The sequence below is a fragment of the Sphingobacterium spiritivorum genome, assembly GCF_016725325.1.
Lineage (GTDB): Bacteria > Bacteroidota > Bacteroidia > Sphingobacteriales > Sphingobacteriaceae > Sphingobacterium.
This window is the reverse complement of sequence record NZ_CP068083.1, coordinates 4,804,813-4,828,985: the sequence shown is the minus strand read 5'-3', so window position 1 is coordinate 4,828,985 and position 24,173 is coordinate 4,804,813. Positions and strand designations below refer to the sequence as shown.

The window sequence follows — 24,173 nt, the reverse complement described above, 5'->3', positions numbered from 1 at the left end:
AGAGCGATTAAAGTTTGAAACTGATTTCTCCTCCGAATGATGGCGGGTCATTGAGTACGACCCGGTTTTCTGTACCGGGTACTATATAACTCGGACGCCAGTTGAGCATATTGAATACATTAAAGGAGAAACGAAGACGCTTATTGATATCCTTGGTTACCCGCAGGTGTATATTGCCGTATTTGATGGCATGTCGCTCATTTTCCCGTCTGTTGGATGCAGATAGCATAGCAAGATGTCCGTATATCGGGTTGTCAGGATCATAGTTTTCAATAGAATGAAAATTAAATTTGTTGTCATAATAACCTATTGGTTCTCCGGAACGGCCATATTGTGTCGAATGTGTGGTGATCGGAAAATCAGTGATCAGATTGATCATCAATGCCAGTGAAGGAATATGCGTCTGGGAAGATAGTGTAGCCCTTATCTGTTCATTACGTCTGTTTTCCGGAGGGAATACAGCAAAAATAGCTTCTTCAGAAAAATCTATCTTATCCAGTGAAGTATAGTTAAGATAAGGCGAACTATCATAATAATACGAATTGGTATAGGCACTGCTTACGGTGAAAGAAGTTGCCAGCCAATGTATTTTGGGTGTATTTGCCATCAGCTCAATCCCATAGTTTTCGGATTGAAGACTATTGATCATCTGCGAGTAGGAAGAAGTTTTTTTAGTGCTGAGTCCCGTAGGGCTGTAGGCCGGACGGCCATTGGCATCCAGTTTATACTGATACTGCGGGATAATCCAATCTTTGAATATGCTTTTTGTAGAATAACCGTCTTTGCTGATCTTACGGTAAGCCGTTACGGATAGGTTGACTTTGTTTTTGCTGTAGTGATACGAGAGTTCCTGAGTATTGGAACGTGTAGGCTTCAATTGACTATTATCTGCATAGGCCATATCCGCATATACCAGATAGAGTCGCAGATCCGGATCATCACTTGGGTAATTGATGAGTGGTATTTTGAAATATACGGGACCCGGATAGCGGTGGGCCAGAGAAGGAGCTTTGGTCGCATAACCCCATGCAAAACCAAGGGTAGAATGTGAGTTAAGCTCTAATCGGGTATTGACGCGGGGAGAGAAGCTCCATGCATCACTTTGATTGTCGGCCCGTATACCGATCCGAAAGTGAAGCGGCATATTGGAAATACGATATCTGAAAGCATCTTCTACATATATACCGGTATTGAGCATAGTGGGTACATTTTTGTAATTGTAGCTTTGCTCTTTAGAGCTGGAAAACAGAGGACGTTCGAGATCAATAATCTGTCCTCTTCCTTTATTGGCGGATAGAAATGCATTTCCTCCCATACTGAGGGCATGTGTTGCTCCCCAGAAAGTTTTTGAGGCTGTCAGGCTCAGGTTCGCATTAGCAGTAATAGGTTTTCCTTCGACAGCGGTGATACCCAGGTAACTTCCATTGGCCCATTGTGCCTCGTAAATCCCCGGTGATTTGATATCTACATATGGAAAGCTCTCATCATTGATCAGATACTGCATAGAAGAGTATTGCCGGCCTGCAGATACACCCATGCTTAGATTCACCTGGTCAAACCAGCTTTTCTCTTTAAACTGATAGGAGAGCCTGTCTGTAAAACTCACATTAAAGTATTCAAATGTTGATTTGCGTTGCGCACGATCATCCTGATCTAGTTTTGCACCGTCCAGATTACCACTGATATTAAGTGAAAAATTGTTTTTTAACTGTCTTCTTGTTCCCATTTGTATTGTATGGGTAAGCGATCCGGTAAGTCGTTTATACGCTTTTATATTGTCCCGGGGATCATTATTAGCCAGCAGATAGTTTCCGTTGAAGTTAAGTGCTCCCAGTTTTCCGGGCAGTATGATTCCTTTACCCACACTGTATTGAGAAGTTCCCTTTCTAAAGGAGGTACGGAAGTAATAAGGTGATTTACCGGCCTGTGTATTGATTATGACGGCTCCGTCTGCATAGTCACCGTACTTGGCTGAAGCGACCCCGGATATAACTTCAATACTTTCAATATTGTCTACGCCGATACTTCGCATATCTATACCGCCATAAGCATTGTCACCACTGGTTGTATTACGATTGTTGAGCCCCAGACCATATTCACCTGCGATGTAAGGATTGAGAAAACCATTGGCTGCAGGATTTAAGGATTGCATATTGGCGTTGTTGCTGAGTTGTACGCCATCCATGTAGTAGCTGACCGAAAAAGCATTATTACGGCTGAAAATATCCGTATCCCAGCTGTCTCCGGATACAGATCGCAGGGTCAGCATATTAGTTTTTGCCATATTTGTTTCTGTCACGGATTTACCCGGCAGCATATTCAGGACATCCGCAAGACTGATTGCCTGTGTATTCTCTATAGCTTCCCGATCAAAAATAATAGATGAATTGGATGATCTCTTCAGGTCACGTACTGCATCTACATCAACTACAGCGAGTTTGAGATCTGAATTTACCATCCGTATCAAAATGGTATCTGTAGAGCGTTGAGTGGGAAGTTCTCTTTCTACGCTTTGCTTACCAATGTAGGAAGCCCGTATCGTGAGCTTTTCCTGAGGAGGAAGCGACAGTGTAAACCGTCCCTTTTCGTCTGTATTTGTCCGAATCTGCAGTGCAGGTATCTGTAGGGTAGCATAGGGAAGTGGTTGATCTGTTTCGTCAAGTATACTGCCGGATACAATTCTTTTCTTCGGGGTTTTAACAGGCAGATGTTTTGGTGCCGGTGTGAGCAGCAGTACTCCTTTTGACCAGTTGAATGATAATATATGGGGATCTATAATCTGTGTAAGGTACTGCTCCAGTATAACGTTGTTAGCACTTTGCGTGACAGCAGGATGCTGACGCAGATCTGTAGGCAGATAAATTATATTGATACCAGATGTCTGCTGGATCTGAAGTAAGACACTGTTGAGCGGAGTGGGGCTTGTAATCTTTAATGATATACGCTGTTTTTGTGCATACCCCTGAAAGCTATTGATCAGACAGATCAATAGTATGGTGAAGGATTTGGTTGACATGAGGATTAGTGTAGAATAAGTTGATTGGCTTCCAAAGTAATACGGCTGTGACTGACTTGTGCTATGGCATCCAGAAGTGCGGACAACTGAAGTGTCTTTTTATCAAGACTCAGTGTCAGAGCGGGATAGGTCGCTGTAGGATTGCTTTGTTTAAACTCTTTGCCGTAATATAAGGCTATACGGGACAAAGCTGTTTCAAGCGGAATTTCCTGAAAAACCCATTTTCCGGACTGCCATGAGAGTTCCTGTTCTGCATTTACCTCTCTGATCTGCACCTTGAGGTCAGACGGCGAGAATTGCAGTCGTTGTCCGGGATGCAACATCTGCTGAAATGTGCCATGGTGGAAGGAGATTAATCCTTCTTTCAATGTCACGTATACCGTTGGACTGTATGTATTCACATTAAAGTATGTTCCGTGTACTTCTATTTTACTTTCTTTATACCATACATGAAAAGGGCGTGTGGCATCATGACTGATAGCAAAAGAAGCTTCTCCTGATAACAGATGTACCTCACGAACCGGATGTTCAAATGCTGTAGGATATGTAATAGAGGTATTGCTGTTCAATATAATTCTGCTGCTGTCAGCCAGTACAATTGTTTTGATTTCATTGGCTGCAGTCGTTACTGTAATCATTTGCGGAGCATTGGAGGACTGCTTTAACCAGAAGTACGAGAAGCTTCCTGAAATTATCAATACTGCAATTAATGCAGATAATAACCGGTTGGTTTTCTTGTCTTTCTGTTGCTTCTTATGAATTCTTCCTTGAATATTATTCCAGGCTTTTTCTTTGTCAAATTCCATATGCTGTAAGGCTTTTATATCAGAGCCGTTTCTCTATAGACCACGAAATAAAAAAAAGGGTGAAGGCTATTCACCCTTTTTTTTATTTCGTGGTCTTATGTATGTGAATGACCACAGATTAAATATTTATATATGCAATACCTAAACAAGAAATGGACGCTTGGAATTATCCTGGCGGTGACTATGCTGTCATGCAGCAAAAAAGATGTTATTGATGACGGAGGTAAGGAGCCTGAAGTAGAAATTCCTCAGAATTACTGGAAATCAATTTCTAACGGACAATCCCACAGTCTGGCGTTAAGTACTGACGGGGGCATTTATGTCTGGGGAGATAATTCAGATGGTCAGCTTGGAACCGGTAATAAGGAAGCCGTAGCCAAACCAATTATACTGACCGGATCTCAAAAATGGAGTCAGGCACGCACAGGGTATAGCCATAGTCTGGCAATAGCGGCAGATGGCACGCTTTGGGCATGGGGAGCAAATACGGAAGGGCAGCTTGGGCTGGGTAACTTTGGCGAAGCTGTGACCATACCGACTAAAGTAGGTGCAGATACAGACTGGTCTTCCATAGCTGTAGGAGGTGATTATAGTCTCGCTTTGAAGAAAGATGGTACATTATGGTCCTGGGGTAATCATCAGAGCGGACGTATAGGAAACGGACAGACATCCGGAAGAACTACAGCACCAACAAAAGTCGGCTCTGCCAATGACTGGGTGAAAATATTTGCCTGGAACAACTGGGGATGCGGATTTGCAATCAAGAAAGACGGCACACTATGGGCGTGGGGAACCAGTCAGAATTATATGCTGGGAACAGGTACTACGGCAAACCAGCTGACTCCTGTAGAAGTCGGTAAAGGAAAAAAATGGAAGACGGTCTCTTATGCAAGAAGTCGCAATACGCTTGCTATTGCTGAAGATGGTACAATGTGGGCCGTAGGACGTAATAATAAAAACCTGTTGCAACAGGGGAATTCTACAGCTCAGGAAAATTGGGTACAAGTAGGTAAAGACAACGATTGGGAGGATGTATCTATCTTTAATCTCAGTGTATTGGCTGTTAAAAAGAATGGTGATCTGTATGGTTGGGGTACGAATACTTACGGCGAACTGGGAACAGGTAAGATCAACAAAAGCTCTACAGACGAAGAATCTGTTAATGAAATTACGAAGATCTCAGGAGTAAGCGGAGCAAAAGAAGTCCTGTTGGGATTTAACTTTTCTCTGATTCGAAAAGAGAATAACAAAAGTATCTGTATTGCCGGATCCAATTTGGGTGCATTCCCATCTTTAGGGACAGGAAATGCAGCTTCAGCTCCTATATTGACACACGGTTGCGATATCACATTGTTTTAAGCCGTTAATAGCAGCTAACAAAGAAAGGCGTACTTCAACAGGAGTACGCCTTTTCTTTGTTATATTTTCTAAAGTTAACCGGATATGGCTGTTTTTTATTTTAGTTTTGTTAATGCTTTGGCGTTTCTTAATAAAAAAACATATTGAAAATAATCAGTAGCAGAAGTGCCTTTTTCAGGAGTGATATTTTCTCCGAAAACCCTGGATTTCACCGTTATTAATTGTTGTGATTTAAAATAGGGTGATTGCTGTGCATTGATTCTAAACAGCGTAATGGTATTAGGGGTACTCAATTCTTTCAAATCATTTATTCCCTTAACCAATTGTAGTGGCCCGTCCGCATTGACCCAATCAATTTTTTCATCCTTTGGTGTTGGGAATTGAGCATTTTTTGGAAGATACATTTCGCTGTCTAAGGTATAACTGACAAAGCTGCTGACCTTTATGCCGGATTTCTTTAATTCCGAAGCGAATGTTTCATTACTTCCCTCTACTTTATTTTGCAAGGCATGGAAGAACCCGAAAAGACCATAAAACTTTTCATTCTCCAGTTTCATTTCTTTAACAGCATTTTTGAAATTGACAAACATCACGGAATCTCGTGATACTTTTGATGCATCATCAAATCCCTTGTCAATTCCGATCACAGAGATTTTTAAGGAATCTGCCAGCTTCTGATTATAATCGTAGATGTCATTCCATTTATCAAATAATTCCTGACTGGATTGTTGAGGAATTCGTTTCTTTATAGCCGTAACAACTTCTTTTAGATTGTTTTCATTTTTTGAACTGTCTTTCAGAAACGTTGTTAACTTTTTAGCGGTCAGGCTATCCATTTCTGCAATATAATATCTGACTCCAAGTTTTTTATTCAGAAAGAATAACAATTCTTTATCTAATTTTTGATTATCTGCGTAGCCATGAATCTCTCCTAAAAGAAAAACACTGGATTTGTAAAAGTCCTGGTCAAATAATTCGCCACTAATAGAATCTGTAACCTGAGATTTGTTCTTCTTCAGGTAACTGATGTTGTCTTCATTTTTAGATCCCAGAAATAATTTGTTACTGATCAAAAAGTAAAAGAATGAGATTAAACAAATACTGAGAATAGTGATAAATGTGTATTTAATGATTTTTAAAAATTTTTTCATTTGTGTATTGTATTGATCAAAATGTATGATTACTATCGCGAACCTTTGTTTTATATCATTGAAAACAGAAGGGCAAACAGGCAAATAAATTTGGTTATAAAATTCAATTTATCAACAAGCTGACTGATGTTATAAATCACGGACGAAAATACAAAAAATACGAATGCTTGTGGTAGTAATTTTTTTCAAGTGTGCTTGTTTTTTAGGAGATACTGAGCTGATATATTACTGGTCTGTCTGATTTTTTGTTGTTTAATATATAAAAGATAATATATTTGTGACAATAAGTAACGAAATCTGTTTGTTCCGTTTAAGAATACAATTGTATGTCTTGAAGACTAAGATTCAGAACTATCACACTGCGATTATATCTTGATTTTTAGGATTTAAACTATCTTATTACAGCAAATACTACTAATTATAATAAAAGCAATATTTGATTATGGATTTATTGCAGTATTAAATTATGCGACCTTATTCCAAACATACTGAATCAGAACTGATGGCTTTAATGATTGCCGGAGATCATAATGCTTATCTTGAAATTTATGACCGGTATAAAACACCTTTACAACAGCATGCCTGGAAGAAACTGGGGCACGCGCAGGATGTACAGGATGTGATTCAGGATATGTTTGCAGAATTATGGATCAGAAGAGAGGTACTGCAATTAACTACCGGACTTGCCAACTATCTTTTTACTGCAATTCGAAACCGCTCTTTAAATCTGATTTATAAAAGACGCAAAGAGACTCCTTATCTGGATTCTCTGGAAGAATTTATACGTGAAGGACATTATTTAACTGATCTGCAGATTCGGGAGAAAGAATTCAGAGAACTTATTGAAAAGGAAATCGGTAGTTTGCCTCCACGAATGCAGGAAGTGTTTCGCATGAGCCGTGAAGAAGGCTTGTCTCATAAGCAGATAGCATTGCGTCTCGGAACTTCTGAGCATACTATTGCCAAGCAAATGACCAATGTGCTCAAAGTTCTTCGAAAAAAACTAGGTCGTTTTTATTTTGTTATCTTTTTGATTATCTGATATTTATATTTTTTTTGATTTTTTCTCTGTTCTTCGATACTTGTTTTGCTCCGTTTCTTTGTCATAGATAATAGAAGGCTAATTATATTTCTTCAACTAACCAATGAAAGAATCAGAAAAACTGCTGCTTAAGTATTTAAATGGAGATGTTACTCCTCAACAACAGGCCATTGTTGAAAAATGGTATGCTGATTTAAACGTTCCGGATAGTTCGGGTTTTACCGATCTGGAAAAACAGCAACAATTAGACATGATCAGAAAGCACCTTCCCGGAAATAAACCAAGACAGGTAAAGATTTGGCCTCGTATTGTGGCTGCAGCTTCTGTACTGTTGATAATTGCAGGAGGCATTTTTTATTATAACCGTACCTTTCATGCTGATCAGAGTAATTTACTTACACATAATTCCGATATTCCTCCCGGACATACAGGAGCTACACTCACTCTTGCCAATGGTAAACAGATTGTACTCTCCGCTGCCGGAGAAGGTCAGATTGCAGAGGAAGCAGGAATGCGGGTAACTAAAACAGCGGATGGTCAGATCATGTATGAGATTCTTGAAGCAAAAGCCACATCTGATAAGACGAATACCTTATCTACCGCTAACGGACAAACCTATGTACTGACCTTGCCTGATCAGACAAAGATATGGCTTAATGCAGCATCCAGTCTTACTTATAATACAACCCTTTACAGCGAAGGCAAGCGACAGGTACAACTTCAGGGGGAAGCATATTTTGAAGTAGCTAAAGATCCCAAATATCCATTTATTGTAAAATCAGGGAGCCAGTCAGTAGAGGTACTGGGTACGCATTTCAATATCAATAGCTATGCAGATGAAGAAGCGATAAGCACCACTTTGATAGAAGGATCCGTACGTGTAGCAGAAGGTGAAAGAAAACGAATATTAAAACCCGGGCAACAAGCTGTTAATACAGGTACTGCTATGACAGTGCAAACAGTAGATACGGAAAGTACTGTAGACTGGAAAGATGGAGACTTTGTCCTGAATCATGTGGATTTTAAGACAGCTATGCGAAAAATTGCAAGGTGGTATGATGTAGAGGTGATATATGATCCGAATGTACCGGCAGATATAGAAGCTGGTGGATGGATTTCCAGAAAAAACAATTTGTCCGCTATTCTAAAATTAATTGAGTCATCGGGACTCGTTCATTTTAAAGTGGAAGGCCGTAAAGTATACGTTTCAAAATAAATTTACAGATACTGTTATTTATCTGTAAGACCTGAATAATAATATAAACCTAAAACAAATTATGATATGAAAATAGACGTTACATAAAAATCTGAGAAAAGAAACAGAACCAGAAGTGTCTGACACACCTCTGGTTAGCATTTGGCACAATCTTTTAAAATTGTTAAACCTGGCAACTGCCCGCTCTGTGGAAAGTAAAGGCATGCTGCTTATTAACCAAACTTAACAAATGTATAAAAAATATACGAACAAAATAGGTATGGCCATCCGGCGATACCATAGACTACTGCTTCTTATGAGACTCACCATTTTGCTGCTTATCATTTCCCTAGTGCAGGTAAATGCGGAGACATTGGCACAGCGTATCTCGCTACACAAAAGAAAAGCCTCTCTGGAATCCGTACTGAAAGAAATACGTAAACAAAGCGGCTACGATTTTTTTTATGACGGAAAGATCCTTCCTAAAAATCACAAGGTAGATGTTGCATTGACAGGTTCTACAGTGGACGAAGCATTGGAAGCAACCTTAAAAGGACTTCCTGTTGAATATAAGATAGAAAACCGTTCGGTAGTGCTTCGTCTTCAGAAAACTACTTCAGGAGTGAAAAGAGAAGATCTGGTCAAAATAACGGGTGTTGTGACTGATTCTATCGGGGTCCGGATACAAGGAGTGTCTGTAGCAAATAAAACCACCGGATCAGTGACTTCTACAAATGCTGAAGGCACATTTACTATAGAAGCAAATGAAGGCAATATATTAGTCTTTTCTTCTGTAGGGTACATCCGTCAGGAAGTTCGCGTCGGGAATGAGTCTCAGCTCATGGTGGTTATGAAACAGTTGGAAAGCCAGCTGGATCAGGTCGTAGTAACGGCATTGGGTATAAAAAAATCTACACGTTCATTAACATATAATGTACAGGAAATAAAAGGTGAGGAACTTACCCGTAATAAAGATGCAAACTTTGTAAATAGTTTAACGGGAAAAATTGCTGGTGTCACCATAAATGCCAGCTCCTCCGGTATCGGTGGCGCTACACGGGTGGTGATGCGAGGTACAAAGTCTATTACAGGAAATAATAATGCATTGTATGTTGTAGACGGGGTTCCGATACTCAACACAACAGATTTACGTACCAATAAGCCGGCAGGACAAATAGATGACATCTTTTCGGCGAATACTTCCAGTGATATTATTTCTTTGATTAATCCGGATGATATTGAGAGTATATCTACATTGACAGGGGCTGCTGCTGCTGCACTTTATGGCAGTCAGGGACAAAATGGAGTCATTGTTATTAATACGAAGTCAGGCAAGAGTGGGAAAACAAGCCTTAGCCTTTTGAATAACACAAATTTTATGAAACCGCTGGTCATGCCCAAATTTCAAAATACCTACGGACGTAGTGATGAGGGTAGTTATTACAGTTGGGGACCAAAATTAACCGAGCCATCAACCTATCGTCCGGCGGAGTTTTTTCAGACTGCGGTTACATCCATGACAGGTTTTACATTTTCTACAGGTAAAGAAAACAATCAGACATTTTTCTCAGGTGGTATGACACGTGGAAAAGGTATTATTCCAAATAACAATCTCAATCGCTACAATTTTTCTTTCAGGAATACATCCAGTTTTTTAGAGGATAAATTAGAATTAGATTTGAATGGAATGTATCTTTCTCAGATGGAAAGAAACATGGTAGCACAGGGGCTTTATCACAATCCAATTGTACCTGTTTATCTCTTTCCTCCGGGGGGAAATTTTGAAGCCATAAAAGTATTCGAGCGTTATAATCCGGATCGTTTGTTTCCAACACAGTATTGGCCTTATGGTGGAGCACCTTTTCAGATGCAGAATCCCTACTGGACAGCTAATCGTATTCTTCAGGAGAGCAATACAGCCAGATTATTGTTGGGAGGAACTTTAAAATATAAGGTCAATAATTGGCTTAATATAACAGGGCGAGCTAAATTAGATTTGACAGAATTGAGATCAGATAGAAAGGTGTATGCCAGTACTGATATGCTGTTTTCGGGATATGGAGGCGCTTTTTTTATCAATGAGAATAACACACGTGCGATTTATGGGGATGTTTTGGCAAATGTTAACAAAAGTTTTGGTGATTTTTTGTTAGTAGCGAATGTGGGTGGTTCACGCATTGAATCTTCATCCAGTTTTCTGGCTGCCGGAGGAGGAATAGCACAAGGGTCTCCACCCAATGTTTTTACAACGGATAATGTTAGTGGTTCCACCGGTACCGGTGCTGGCGCTGGTACTGCAAGACAGCCAGATAAGACAAGTTTTCAGTCAATGCTGGGAAATTTTAACCTTTCGTATAAAAACATGTTATTTTTGGATGGTTCTTACCGCTATGATTGGTATTCACAACTCTATTTCAATAAGGACTCTCGTCTTTATCTGACCTATCCATCTATAGGTTTATCTGCAATATTGACCGAGGCTTTACCTATCAAATCTAATACATTATCCTATCTTAAAGTGCGGGCTAATTTTTCTCAGGTCGGAAATCCACCCCGTTTATATGACGGAGGACCACAGGTATATCTGCTAGCCGGAGGAAATATTAATCAGAATACGCCATTGCGTTATCCGTTGCGGCCAGAACGTACCAGTTCATGGGAAGCCGGTCTGAATCTGCGATTGTTGCGTGATAGGTTGAATGTAGATATTACCCTTTATAATACCAATACCTATGATCAGATCTTCACGATTACGCAGTCCGCGAGTAGTGGAGGAAATCAATCCTTCTTACTCAATGCCGGAAGAGTTAATAACAAGGGAATTGAGGGAGCTCTGGGCTACAACGGTAATTTGGGTAAGGTCAATTGGAATAGCAATGTTGTCTTTACACTCAATAGAAATACGGCTAAAGATCTGTATTCGACTGTTGGATCGGATGGTAAACGTATAGCTACAGATACAATCAATGTTGCAGGGGCAGGTAGTTACGTACAAAAAGTGGCTGTTGGAGGGAATATGAGTGCTATCTATATCACATCCAGACTGGCCAGAGACCAAAACGGATATGTCTCGTTAAATCCCGGAGTGTCTGTAGACAACCGTGCATATTTTTATGCAGGAAATGCAGATCCGGACTATAGTATAGGTTTTAACAACAGTTTAACCTATAAAAATTTCAATTTGAGTTTTTTGATTTTCGGACGATTTGGCGGAGTGGGAGTATCTGCTACTCAGGCTATGCTGGATGCCTACGGTGTGTCGCAGACCACTGCTGAGGCACGGGATCGCGGATATGTATTGGTCAATGGTGCTCCTTATCCGAATGTAGAACAATATTATACACAAATGGGGAGTGGAACGAATGGAGTATTAGCATATTATGTATATAGTGCGACGAATATACGTCTTAGAGAACTGGCATTTGGTTACACTATTCCGAAGCGATTTCTAGGAAAATGGATAAAGAGTCTAAATGCATCAGTAATTGGTAATAATCTGTTTTTGTTCTATAACAAGGCACCGTTTGATCCGGAAAGTACACCCTCATCAGGCACATACTTTCAGGGGTTAGACTATTTCAGACAACCTAGTCTAAGAAGCTTTGGGTTTAGTATTAAGGCACAATTTTAAAATTTAAATGATGATGAAAATATATTTTAAATCGAAAATACACAGGAATCGTTATTGGACTGTAGTCACATGGTTGCTCTCCTTTTTTATGATTGTAAACCTTTGTTCCTGTACAAAGAATTTTGAAAAGTACAATACAGATCCTAATGCTTTACCTGCAAACAAGATCAACAATGACAATGTGTACCTGGGAGGTTTTTTCAAACAAATGGAAGAAAGTGTATTCCCTGTTGGTGGAACAGGTACAAATGCTGCAAATTCCTATCAATTAGTGGAAAATCTGGTAGGCGATATTTTCGGAGGTTATCATGGTATGGCTAACCGCTGGAATGCTGCGGGAGATAATACTACCTATAATTTTAATGCAGTAGGGTGGAATAGTGCTCCTTTCAATTTGTATTATACCAATATTGTACGTAATTATGACACCATTGCACGTTATGCTGCTAAAAATCCAGATATTCTTGCTGTAGCTAAGATCATAAAAGTTCAGGCTGCCCATCGCACCGTTGATATGTTTGGACCTATACCTTATTTTGATACCCGAACTGTTCTTGGAAGGCTGGGCTCTCCATATGATCCTGTAGACAAGATTTATCTTTCTTTTTTTAAAGATCTGGATTCGGCCATTTTGGTATTAAAACCTTTTGCTGAAAATGGAGCTAAGCCGTTACGTTATTTCGATGCTGTTTATAGAGGCGATTACCGGCAATGGATTCGATTTGCCAATTCACTTAAACTTAGACTGGCAATGCGTATGGCCTATGTTGATGCGAATAATGCCAGAAAATTTGCAGAAGAAGCTGTGCAGGATTCCTATGGTGTTATAACCGAAAATATAGATAATGCGACTATGCAGGGTGTAGAAGGCATGACCTATAACAATCCGCTCCAGACATTGTCAGAAGCGTATAAAGAAACACGGCTCAGTGCTGTAATGGAATCTTTTCTGACTGGTTATTCGGATCCCAGACTTCCCCGTCTCTTCAGACCGTCTACCCGCCCAGCTGATCCTGCAGGCCGGTTCAGGGGTATCCGTTTAGGAATAAACATGCCTGATAACACCCTTTATCAACCCTTCTCTGAAGTGAGATCGGATTTCAATGTAATCTGGATGTCGGCTGCTGAAGTTTCATTTCTAAAAGCAGAAGCAGCTATGAGAGGCTGGAGTATGGGAGGGACGGCGCAGTCTCTGTATGAGACTGGAATACGTCAATCTTTTTCTCAATGGGGAGTTAGTGGAGCAGATCAATATCTTCAAAATGCTGATCGTCGCCCTGCAACTTATCAGGATCCTGTGGGCGGAAACAGTGTGGGTGCCGGATCTTCTCTTCTCGCAACTATTACAATCCGTTGGGAAGAGAATGCAAATGCAGAGCAAAAACTTGAGCGTATTATGACTCAAAAATGGATCGCAATGTATCCGAATGGGCAGGAAGCCTGGAGTGAATTTAGAAGAACTGGTTACCCAAGGTTGTTTCCTGTAGTTGTAAATCAGAGTGGTAGTACTGTAAATACCAGCATACAGGTGAGGCGACTACCTTATCCGGCATCAGAATATGAGTTCAACAGAACCAATTTAGCACAGGGTATTACTTTTCTGGGCGGACCGGATAACGGAGGAACACGACTTTGGTGGGACCGCAAGTAGAATTAATAATGATCTGTAAAGTGAGTGCTCAACTGTTTATCAAACATCGAACAATGGTAGACTTTACAGATTGATAAGGAATTACTTAACACTTAAAATGATGAATACATTATATTATAATATAAGAATTAGTTATCGTTGGTTTCTTTTGCTCTGTACCACATGCTTATCGTTAGCCAGCTGTAAGCAAGATGCAGATGTAAGTAACGTTATTTTTATACGACAAACGGTGAATAGTCCTGTCGTTCCACTGGCTATGGATGGTGGTCAGGGAGAGTCAATTCTGACAATTGGCTCTTCTTATACAATGGATATAGATGAGGAGGTGACTATTGCTGCTGTAGGGCAGGACTATCTGGACAATTTTAATCGTCAGAATTTTACTGAATATAAATTAGTACCTGTTTCTGCAGTTACATTTTCCAGTCAATCGGTGACTATTGCCAGCGGTACCGCTCTTGGAAAGGAGAATATTACAGTGAATGTCAAGGAGTGGCCGGGTTATATTGAAGGGACACAATACGTTGTCCCTGTCCAGATTAAACCTCAAAAATACGGAGTTCTATCCGGTTCAGATGTTGCTCTGCTATTGGTAACCAAGACGATTGTCGGGGCAGCTGCTCAAAATGCCAATCTAACCATTCCCGTGTCAATTTTTGGTCCGGACGCAGAAGGAAAAACCTATGACAAATTTACTTTTGAAGGACGTTTTAATATGACTAAATCCTTAGGAGTAGCGGGAAACTGGCGTTCCGATATTTTCAATGGTTGCGGACTTCAGTTTCTGGTTTTTAGTGATGGAAAGATAGATATTCGTTTTCCAGATGCCAGATTTATGACATCAACGGTAACAGCAACGCTTAATACCTGGTATCATTATGCTATTACCTATACAGATGGTGTGGCTACTCTATATATTAATGGTCAACTTGTTGGACAGATTCCTTATGCGGGGCTAAAACTTAGCGATTGTGCAATAACTCCTTATGCAACAGGCACAGGTGCAACAGTGAGTGAAGTCCGCATATGGAAAACACTACGTACACCCCGGCAAATGCGTTCGTTTGTCTGTGCAGTAGATCCTTCGGATCCCAATTTGGTAGGCTATTGGAAACTTAATGAAGGAAGTGGAAACAAGGTTATGGATAGTTCAGCTAAGGGGCAGCATCTAACTTCTGAAACCAATATTACCTGGGTGTCAGGAGTACGTTGTCCTAATTAGGATGTGAAAATTAATTTATAAACAAGCATAAATAAATGCTAAAAATATAAAAGACATGGTAAGATATTTCAAAATTATTTTAATGGCTGTGATTTGTTGTTTGTTCTTTCAGCAATGCAACAAACAGAATATAGCAGAGCCTATAGATTTTAAGGAAACGAAGCCAGTAATAGGTAGTGATAAATACTATGAGGCTCTGCGGGCCTACAAAAAAAGTGACCATGCTATTGTTTTCGGCTGGTGGGGAGCAAGTGGTGCTAAAGGTATAGGACCTGATATGGCACCTCGTTATCTGGGGTTGCCGGATAGTATGGACATTGTGAGTCTTTGGGGTGGCTTTCCTAAAGATGAAGCGAATTGGGAAGAGCTACGGTATTGTCAAAGGGTGAAAGGAACTCGTTTTGTGTCTGTGATGTTTGGTTCAGGAGTAGATGAACTAAGAATGCGAAATTTTCCCAAAATGGACATCCTCCAAAGCATAGATAGTGTGGCTAAATCAATCGCCGATACGGTAAATAAATACGGATTGGATGGCTTTGATCTGGATTATGAGCCAAATTATGGAGATCGAAGTATATTTGGCTATGGCCCTAAGGACGAAGGAGGAGATGTGTATACACAACGACTTTTCAAAGCTTTATCTCAATACATGGGGCCAAAATCCAATACAGGAAAACTTTTAATAATTGATGGAGAAAATGAAAGAGGAATTGAGCCTTATATTGATTATTTAGTTCAGCAAACGTATAACGCTCAAAGTTATACTGCATTACAAAACAGTTATCAAAGATTTGGTTTTAATGGTGTTTTACCCCCTGAAAAATTTGTTGTTACCGAAAATATGCAGGCAAATGGACCAAGTGGGGCAAGATTTATGCTTGATGGTGTGAATATAGGCAGTGTACTGGGGATGGCAACCTGGAATCCTCCGCAAGGACGCAAAGGCGGTTTTGGAGCTTATATAATGGAAGCCGATGCTAAGTCCCGACCTCCTGAATCGTACTACTATCTTCGTCGGGGAATTCAGATTCAGAATCCGGCTGTATACTAGAAATTAACGTGAATGTTTTTGATAAACTATCTGAAAATGAAAATATATTCTTTTTTATCCCTTATATCCTTCATACAGCGATGCTTTCTTTTGCTGTTGGGGGTAATGTGCCTGTTTTTATCTTGTTCAAAAGAACAAATTGACACAGAAAATCTGACTATATATCTGCCTTCCGGATCATTGAATTATAATAGTAATGCAGCAAGCTATGTCACTGCACGAACTAAAGTATTTGAAGGTATGGGAACAGCTTTTCCAGTTGTACTGACTCGTGCTTTTGGTCAGGATATACAGGTAACAGCAACAATTGACACTTCCCTTTTGGCGGAGTATGACCGTGTAAATAAGACCAAATCGCCCGTGATTCCTGCCGGAGCTTTTTTTCTTAAAAACAATGGTCAGATCCGTATTCCGGCAGGACAGGAGCGCTCTGCGGACTCTGTACAATTAAGTTTGGGAGACGGGGCAGCAAATCTGGATTTTACTAAACAATATGTAGTGCCTGTACGTCTGATAAGTACAAATACTAATGTACCACTTAGTACCAACCGGCAGGTTATGTACATGCGGATTACTTTCAACCGGATTATGACACAGCTTATTGATGTACCAGCAAACCGGTTGATACCAATTACTATCAACCGTACGCCTAGCGGAGATGTTATTAAAGGTAACTTAAATATATCTGCAGCGGTTAACATTGCTTTCTCACAGAATCTGTCTGTTGCACTACAAGCGAGACCGGATTTGCTTACTGTCTATAATCAGACAAATCAAACAAATTATCAGGCCTTTCCTGCTAATACATTTACCTTTAATCCCGGAAGTGCTTCCATTACTAGTGGTAGTCTTAAAGCGACAACTCCAATAAGTTTGTTGTTGAACAATACCACTGCTTTTGAGTCGGGAAAGAGCTATTTGTTACCGGTAGGAATTACTGATGAAGGACCTGTCGCTCCTCATGAAACGCAGGGATTAGCTTATTTTAAGGTGGACGTACAGATACAGAATATCAATCCGGATAATCCGACTCCATCAGGTTCCAGGGTGGATCGATCTGCATGGACAGCAATGGCGAGTTCTACCGATACAGACTATGCACCTGGCGAGCCTGAGCTCGTTTTTGATAATGATGCCGCCACCGGATGGCATTCTGAATTTGCCTTTGGAACTAAACCTGCTGTCCTCTTTACTGTAGATATGCATAACCAGAAGAGCATCAGAGGATTTACGTTTATACCTAAGTATTGGGATTTTTATGGTTCAGGCTATATTTCAGCTATAACAGAGATGCGGGTAGAGAGCAGCAATGATGGTATTAACTGGACTCCTCAGGGATCATACGCGGGTAGTATGCCTGAAGGTACGGCAACAAATCCGGAATTAAGAAATGTTAGTTTTTATACACCTGTACAGGCACGCTACTTCCGTTTTACCATTACAGGGTATGGAGATTATGCAGCTGGCTTTGGAGAGTTAAATGCTTTTGAATAAGAAAATAAGTAGTGATGTTTGTTTAATTAGAGAGCGTCCGGTTTGCAATATTGCCGGCGCTCTCTTTTATGCTATCAGCTATAAGATAATTCGGATGAATCCACATGCTCATTATCTACAGGATTATCACGCAAATCGCTTTGAACCTGCCACACATAAGATGACGCCCACCGTAATACCAAGCATAGCTATACTGACCGGTTCATGAAGTAATGATGCGGCAAGTGCTAATCCGAAAAATGGTTGCAACAGCTGTAACTGACCTACGGCAGCAATACCGCCTTGTGCCAGTCCTTTGTACCAGAAAATAAAACCAATAAACATACTGAACAGCGAAACATAGATAAGTCCGATCCATGCAGAGGTGTGGACAGTACCGAGGGAAGGAGGGAAGAAGTACCACATCAAAGGAATCATGACAGGCAGAGACAGTACCAGTGCCCAGGAAATAACCTGCCATCCGCCAAGTGTTTTAGACAGTTTAGCACCTTCGGCATACCCGCATCCGCATAATATAATCGCGAATAACATCAGCAGATCTCCTGCGAAGGAGGAGGTATGATCCTGAAAAACGGCAAAACCTACAACCAGCAGGCTCCCCATTATAGAGAAAATCCAGAATGCCGGACGTGGGCGTTCACCTCCGCGAAGTACTGCAAACAGGGCTGTTGTCAGCGGAAGTATACCTACAAAAACAATAGAATAGGCCGAAGTCATATATTGTAAAGCCAGAGCAGATAATAGGGGAAAACCAATAACCACGCCGATAGAAACAATACCTAAAGAAACCAACTGATTCTTTTGCGGTCTTTTCTCTTTAAACAGCAACAAAATTAGAAGGGCAAGTATACCAGCGGTTCCTGCACGTGTGACCGTTAGAAAAATGGGATCAAAATCCAGTATAGCTGCTTTAGTTGCTGGCATAGATCCGCTAAAAATAAGGACACCAATAAATCCGTTGATCCATCCGTTATTCGTTCCGGATAATGTATCACCACTTAAAGATTGACTGTTCATCATATTGTTTTTTTGTAAAAGTAGAAGAACTGCTCGTATGATAACAGTATCAGTTTTGAGTTTTTGGATGGACACAGTTATATTTGTAGTATGAATAAGGAGTTTCTGTATATGGAGATCGCCAATGGTATGGCGCAGCAAATCAAAAGTGGTGTTTTGAAATCCGGTGACCGGTTGCCTTCCGTCAGAAGACTGTGTGAGGAGCATCGTATCAGTATGAATACGGCTAAAAGGGTCTTTTTAGAGCTGGAAGGGCAGTCTCTTATCGATTCCCGACCTCAGTCCGGCTATTTTGTCAGCCATCTTCCTTTTCCGAAACTTCCTATTCCGGAGGTGAGTCAGCCGTCCTCCGTAGCCAATAGTAATGAACCTGATGAACTGATTAGAAAAGTATATGGCAGTATGGGGAATGAAGAGCTCACCTTACTCTCCATTGCTGTTCCCGACCGTGCATTATTACCATTGGCTAAGCTTAAAAAGGAAATTTTACATGCTACACGCGAACTTCAGGGAGGAGGAGCCGAATATGAAGCTTTACAAGGGAATGCAAAGCTTCGCAGAATGATTGCTGTTCGGAGTCTGGCATGGGGAGGAAATTTAAATGAAAATGACCTCATCACCACCAGTGGCGGAATGAATGCTCTTTCGCTCTGCCTGATGGCTCTTGGAAAGCCCGGGGATACTATTGCGATAGAAAGTCCATGTTATCCCGGTATATTGCAGCTGGCCGTCGGATTGGGATATAAAGTTCTTGAACTGCCGACACATCCCATTACAGGAATAGAGATAAATGCCTTAAAAGAAGCTATTCCTAAAATTGATATTTGCCTGCTGATCCCTAATTTCAATACCCCATTGGGAAGTTGTATGTCCGATGAAAATAAAAAAGAGGTGGTAACATTATTATCCAAACATCAGATTCCGCTTATTGAAGATGATGTGTATGGTGATCTGTACTTTGGTACACAGCGACCTAAATGTTGCAAATCCTTTGATACAGAAGGGAATGTGTTGTGGTGTAGTTCGGTTTCCAAAACTTTAGCTCCCGGGTATAGAGTGGGATGGATCGCACCCGGTAAATACAAAGAGAAATTGTTGAAATTGAAACTTGTACATGCGATCTCATCCACCTCAGTAGTACAGGAAGCAGTCGGCAATTTTCTGAAAACAGGCCGTTACGAAATTCACCTCAGACATTTGCGCCGCACTTTGCAGGACAATTGCCAGAAATATGTTCAGGCAGTAGCAGCCTATTTTCCGGATGGGACAAAGATCAGCCGGCCACAGGGAGGATTGGCTCTTTGGTTGGAATTTCCGAAAGGTATCGATACAGCCCGGCTTTATGATCTGGCAATCAAACAACAGATCAGTATCGCGCCCGGAAGAATGTTTACATTGCAGGATCAGTTTGATAATTGCATGCGATTGTGTATCGGATTGCCCTGGTCAGAAGAACTTAAATTTAAACTAAAGCAGGTAGGTAATCTGTCAAAGGTAATCCTGCAGGCTGCCAAATCCTGAATATAAGAGATGTGTATAAAGTGGTAATTGAAAATCTATGAAAGCCGGCTTTTAAAAGGCTGATCCATTATAAAAAAACAGCTCAACCGAATAGATTGAGCTGTTTTTTTATTTTATTTTTAAATATCAGATTTTTAAATATCAGATTTTTAAATATCAGATTTTTAAATATCAGATTTTTAAATATCAGATTTTTAAATCATCCAACGTAATAAACTAGCTCCCCAGGAGAATCCTGCACCAAATGCAGTCAGCATAACCAGATCTCCTCTTTTTATCTGTTTGAGATTCTCCCAGATACACAGTGGAATGGTAGCTGCTATCGTATTTCCGAGATACTCAATGTTGCTCAGTGTTTTACCTTCAGCAATATTGATAGAGCGTCCTACGGCATCGATAATACGCTGATTAGCCTGATGAGGAACCAGCCATTTAACATCATCTATGGTAAGGTCATTTTTATGAAGTACATGCAGACAGGCATCGCTCATGGATTGTACAGCTTGCTTGAATACCGTTTTACCATCTTGTTTGAGGTATTTGCGCTCACTTTCCGTAGGTTCGTTCTTATGTGGGTATAGAGATCCACCGGCCTCAATATTGAGAAATTCGCGGCCTGCGCCATTACTCCTCAGATAAGCATCCATAATTCCACCTACTGTAGAAGGTTCCAGCCATACTACACCGGCTCCGTCTCCAAACAGGATATTTGTAGAACGGTCTTCTGCATTCACAAAGGTGCTGATATTGTCAGCTCCTATGACAAGAATATTTTTATAACGATTGGTTTCAATCAGTGACGCCCCCATATCGAGTGCATAGAGAAAACCTGAACATGCTGCATTGATATCAAATGCCCAGACATTTGCCAGACCCAGCTTCTCTGCAATAATATTGGCTGTAGCAGGCATTGGCATATCCGGAGTGGAGGTTGCTACCAGAATAGCATCTACATCATTGATATTCTTATCAAATTTTTCAACAAGATCATGTATTGCGCGGACAGCCATATCAGAGGTCGCCAGATTTTCTTCCAATATACGGCGCTCTTTGATCCCGGTACGCTTTACGATCCATTCATCTGAAGTATTGCATACTTTCTCCAGATCGTAATTCGTCCTTCTATTTTGGGGTACATAACCTCCTATGGCTGTTATGGAAGCAAATTGTCTTGTTGCTAAACTGTTATTCATATAATCGGATACTCTAATAATATGCTGATCCTTGGTTGCGGAGCAGTGGGCCACGAAGAAAGAGGACGTAAATCAGTATCCATAAAAGCATCCCGAAAAGCCACAGTTTTAACTGTAGTATCCGAAATAGCAAGCGTTAGAAACGTATTGGTTTTACTGGATAAAGTGGAAATTACAAATCTCTCTCTCAACATTCTTTGTTATAAAGTGCAAAAATAGAATTATTAGTTGTGTTGGAAACTATAAAATCGATTATTTTGACAGAATAATTACCGAATTCTGAAATTTATGGGATTAAAGCCACTTTAGGAGATGCATATTTATTACAGAAAAGTATAATGTCTTCCTGATAAAAAATTATATATCCGGAGGTTTGGTGTTATTGTTGTTCATATTTTGTAGATTCGGTTAACATTATTAACCGGTTGGCCATTATGAAACAGCCTGATTCCAAATATTATCTGACAGCCAAGAAGTTTTGGGATACGGTTGTTAATACGGATCCTAAAAAAGTTATCCCGGAACTTGATAAAAAAGGGAAACCAATAAAACCTCATTGATAATATTTGATGAAAATTTTAAAATCAAAGCTTTAATAAAGGTTAACAGTTTATTTACAGAGGTATGTTCTGCCTGAATTAATATCCTATAATACTTTTATACGTAAATATTGATATGTATTGTTTAGCTGGCCATTTTCCATCCAGAAGGAGTTTACATGATTAGCGGTAAGATAAATATAGCCATCGTTACTCCAGAATAATTCTCCCGGATCTACAGCCGGCATCCAGTTTTTGAAACTTACACTTATTACCTGTTTTATTCGTTTGTCTGTGATCGTATAAAGTTCAAAATCTCCTGTAGATTCATAAGGATTAGCATATATGCTTATTATATGTTTTTTATCCGGTGATATATAGGGGAATTCTCCAAATACCTGTTTTTCTTCTCCCGACGTTTTATCAATCAGACGGTAATCCATACTTTCATAATAAGATCCACTTATGAGATAACTATTTAAGGCTTCGATCTGCCCCTCATATTTAAATATCTGCATATCTTCTTCTGCATCAGGTTTATCTGTGAATCGTACCGTTTTATTTTGCGTTTTCAGTTCAATAACTCCGTTTTTCTTTTGAATTTTTGTGGTATCAGCCAGTAAAAAATTGACGGCTGTTTGTTTTTTGCTTTCGAAAAGGGATTTATCAATTAATTCGATCTTAAGGTATTCTTTCAACTGCTTTCCGTTCTCAAAATATTCAGACTTTTCATTTTTTACCCATAATGAAATAATATCCAGATCTCCAGGAACCAATGTTATTTCTTTCATGGAGCCTGTTTTACTTTTCAGCACATATACCTTTTCCCATCGGGTTGTCTCTATTTCCTGGCCGTCCTTTGTGTGATTTCTGGTAATTCGATCCCGTACTCCATACCACTTATCATTTTCTTCGATGACTTCCAGACGTGTACCGTAGGTATATCTGCCTAGTTTTTTTGACTGTTCATTCGCTTGTTGCTTCAATTCAGCTCCGCTTCGGTCTGTGACTGTAGTTGTTTTGAGGACTTTAGTACTGTCGAAATCAATAGGGATACCTTCATCATCACTTTCTGCGACTACACTACTATCCCTAACCGTTGTATCCTGAACGGTGGTATTAGATGTTTTTTGGCTATTCCCACATGCAGAAGCGCATACAAGCAATAAAGCAAATGTAATCGGTAATAATGTTTTCATGGATATTGGCATTTAAATAAATCGTATAAGAGTTGAAAATATCGCAATCATTCTCGCAAGTATCGTGCTAAACTAATAAAATTACATCATTAAACAGATGTTTTTAGTTTGAAAAAGAATATTAACTTGGAGGACAGGCAACTTGAATTGCGAATATAAGTTGCTTCCCAACGAATGCCGTTTCAAAACCGGCGAATCTGTTTTTAATACCTGAATAGTAATCCGCATCTTATATATTAGTTTTGATATGAACACATATTGCGTGTCATATCCGAAGAAAGACGAAAGTTAAAGAAAAACAGAAAAATGAATACCGATAAAGGGCTGAGCAAACTTAAAGTAATGTCAATGGGAAAGGGTTTAATGCCTCTGATTATTTCTATTGTATTTATGCTTATTATCATACCTATGATTAAAGTTATAGTAGATAGCCTCTTTATGCTTTCCGAATTATGGATAATCTATACTGTTTGTTATATACTTTCTCTGCTTTTACTTCTGTTGGTATGGAGAATACCATTTAGTGATAAGTTTTTTAAAAATATTGGTCTTTATCTAGGCATATCAGGAGTAATGGCCATATTTATTTATGCCTTTTTATTCTTTTTCTACTCCCTCTTTCCGATATTGAGGATGATCTATTTTGCATTTTCTCATCCTTCCTGGGAACAGTGTAAGGATATCCGGATAACGAAAACTGAAGTATATTATGACTTTGTTCCAAAAGGTACTGACTATGCGTATCTGGATATTTCATACAGCTATACTGATAAGGCAGGAGGGAAGCATATGCAAACGGAGAAGAAAGCTTTTAAAGTATATCAGACCTTTGCGCATCAGAAAGATTCGGAAATAGATAAGGCTCAATTGAAAAATAAAGTTCCTGATTTGCTGGCTCAGCATCCTCCCGTTATATTTTACAACAGTAAAGCACCGAAAGAATCCCGCCTGTTTTTAAGTAATCAATTGTTTGATTTGCATCAGGTGAGCTATTTCTCTTATGACCTTATCTTTTTTGCACTATTAATGGTCATTTTCTTTATTAGCGGAATGCTTAGTAAAGTCAAATTAAAAGAATAATCAAAT

16 protein-coding genes are annotated in these 24,173 nt (G+C 39.8%); 10 read left to right on the top strand and 6 right to left on the bottom strand.

Annotated features, from left to right (window positions below; genetic code table 11):
- Nucleotides 1–7: 7 nt before the first annotated feature.
- A complete protein-coding gene (locus I6J02_RS20300; protein ID WP_201679578.1) occupies nt 8–3,016 on the bottom strand; it encodes a TonB-dependent receptor in 3,009 nt (1,002 codons plus the stop codon).
- Nucleotides 3,017–3,021: 5 nt separating this feature from the next.
- Nucleotides 3,022–3,822 carry a FecR family protein gene (locus tag I6J02_RS20295; protein ID WP_201679577.1) on the bottom strand — a complete coding sequence of 267 codons (801 nt, stop codon included), beginning with the start codon at nt 3,820–3,822 and terminating at the stop codon, nt 3,022–3,024.
- A 132-nt stretch (nt 3,823–3,954) separates the two neighbouring features.
- On the opposite strand from I6J02_RS20295, the gene I6J02_RS20290 reads away from it, so the two are divergent.
- Nucleotides 3,955–5,181, top strand: a complete 1,227-nt coding sequence (locus I6J02_RS20290) for an RCC1 domain-containing protein (protein WP_201679576.1) — start codon at nt 3,955–3,957, stop codon at nt 5,179–5,181.
- Nucleotides 5,182–5,276: 95 nt separating this feature from the next.
- Here the strand turns inward: I6J02_RS20290 and I6J02_RS20285 are convergent, their stop codons facing one another.
- Complete coding sequence (locus I6J02_RS20285; protein WP_201679575.1) at nt 5,277–6,332, bottom strand: hypothetical protein; 1,056 nt, start codon at nt 6,330–6,332, stop codon at nt 5,277–5,279.
- A gap of 466 nt (nt 6,333–6,798) precedes the next feature.
- Between I6J02_RS20285 and I6J02_RS20280 the strand changes: the two genes are divergently transcribed.
- From I6J02_RS20280 to I6J02_RS20250, 7 genes are all read left to right on the top strand, one after another.
- Nucleotides 6,799–7,374, top strand: coding sequence for an RNA polymerase sigma factor (locus tag I6J02_RS20280; RefSeq protein ID WP_201679574.1), 576 nt, complete (start codon nt 6,799–6,801; stop codon nt 7,372–7,374).
- A gap of 103 nt (nt 7,375–7,477) precedes the next feature.
- Nucleotides 7,478–8,590, top strand: a complete 1,113-nt coding sequence (locus I6J02_RS20275; protein WP_201679573.1) for a FecR family protein — start codon at nt 7,478–7,480, stop codon at nt 8,588–8,590.
- Nucleotides 8,591–8,885: 295 nt separating this feature from the next.
- Complete coding sequence (locus I6J02_RS20270; protein ID WP_236582198.1) at nt 8,886–12,200, top strand: SusC/RagA family TonB-linked outer membrane protein; 3,315 nt, start codon at nt 8,886–8,888, stop codon at nt 12,198–12,200.
- Nucleotides 12,201–12,288: 88 nt separating this feature from the next.
- Complete coding sequence (locus tag I6J02_RS20265) at nt 12,289–13,851, top strand: RagB/SusD family nutrient uptake outer membrane protein (protein ID WP_201679571.1); 1,563 nt, start codon at nt 12,289–12,291, stop codon at nt 13,849–13,851.
- Nucleotides 13,852–13,948: 97 nt separating this feature from the next.
- A complete protein-coding gene (locus I6J02_RS20260; protein WP_201679570.1) occupies nt 13,949–15,073 on the top strand; it encodes a DUF1735 and LamG domain-containing protein in 1,125 nt (374 codons plus the stop codon).
- 55 nt (nt 15,074–15,128) lie between these two features.
- Entirely contained in the window at nt 15,129–16,124 is a 996-nt protein-coding gene (locus I6J02_RS20255) for a glycoside hydrolase family 18 (RefSeq protein WP_201679569.1), read from the top strand.
- Nucleotides 16,125–16,160: 36 nt separating this feature from the next.
- Entirely contained in the window at nt 16,161–17,618 is a 1,458-nt protein-coding gene (locus I6J02_RS20250; protein WP_201679568.1) for a BT_3987 domain-containing protein, read from the top strand.
- A gap of 126 nt (nt 17,619–17,744) precedes the next feature.
- Here I6J02_RS20250 and I6J02_RS20245 read toward each other — a convergent pair whose 3' ends face one another.
- Entirely contained in the window at nt 17,745–18,638 is an 894-nt protein-coding gene (locus I6J02_RS20245; RefSeq protein ID WP_236582197.1) for a DMT family transporter, read from the bottom strand.
- Nucleotides 18,639–18,725: 87 nt separating this feature from the next.
- Here I6J02_RS20245 and I6J02_RS20240 point away from each other — a divergent pair, with 87 nt between their 5' ends.
- Nucleotides 18,726–20,156 carry a PLP-dependent aminotransferase family protein gene (locus tag I6J02_RS20240; RefSeq protein ID WP_201679567.1) on the top strand — a complete coding sequence of 477 codons (1,431 nt, stop codon included), beginning with the start codon at nt 18,726–18,728 and terminating at the stop codon, nt 20,154–20,156.
- Nucleotides 20,157–20,350: 194 nt separating this feature from the next.
- Here I6J02_RS20240 and I6J02_RS20235 read toward each other — a convergent pair whose 3' ends face one another.
- Both I6J02_RS20235 and I6J02_RS20230 read right to left on the bottom strand, forming a co-directional pair.
- A complete protein-coding gene (locus tag I6J02_RS20235; protein ID WP_201679566.1) occupies nt 20,351–21,349 on the bottom strand; it encodes a beta-ketoacyl-ACP synthase III in 999 nt (332 codons plus the stop codon).
- A gap of 646 nt (nt 21,350–21,995) precedes the next feature.
- Nucleotides 21,996–23,087: an SH3 domain-containing protein gene (locus tag I6J02_RS20230; RefSeq protein WP_201679565.1), complete on the bottom strand. Its 1,092-nt coding sequence runs from the start codon at nt 23,085–23,087 to the stop codon at nt 21,996–21,998.
- A 306-nt stretch (nt 23,088–23,393) separates the two neighbouring features.
- Between I6J02_RS20230 and I6J02_RS20225 the strand changes: the two genes are divergently transcribed.
- On the top strand, nt 23,394–24,167 hold the full coding sequence (locus I6J02_RS20225) for a hypothetical protein (RefSeq protein ID WP_201679564.1): 774 nt from the start codon (nt 23,394–23,396) through the stop codon (nt 24,165–24,167).
- Nucleotides 24,168–24,173 lie beyond the last annotated feature (6 nt).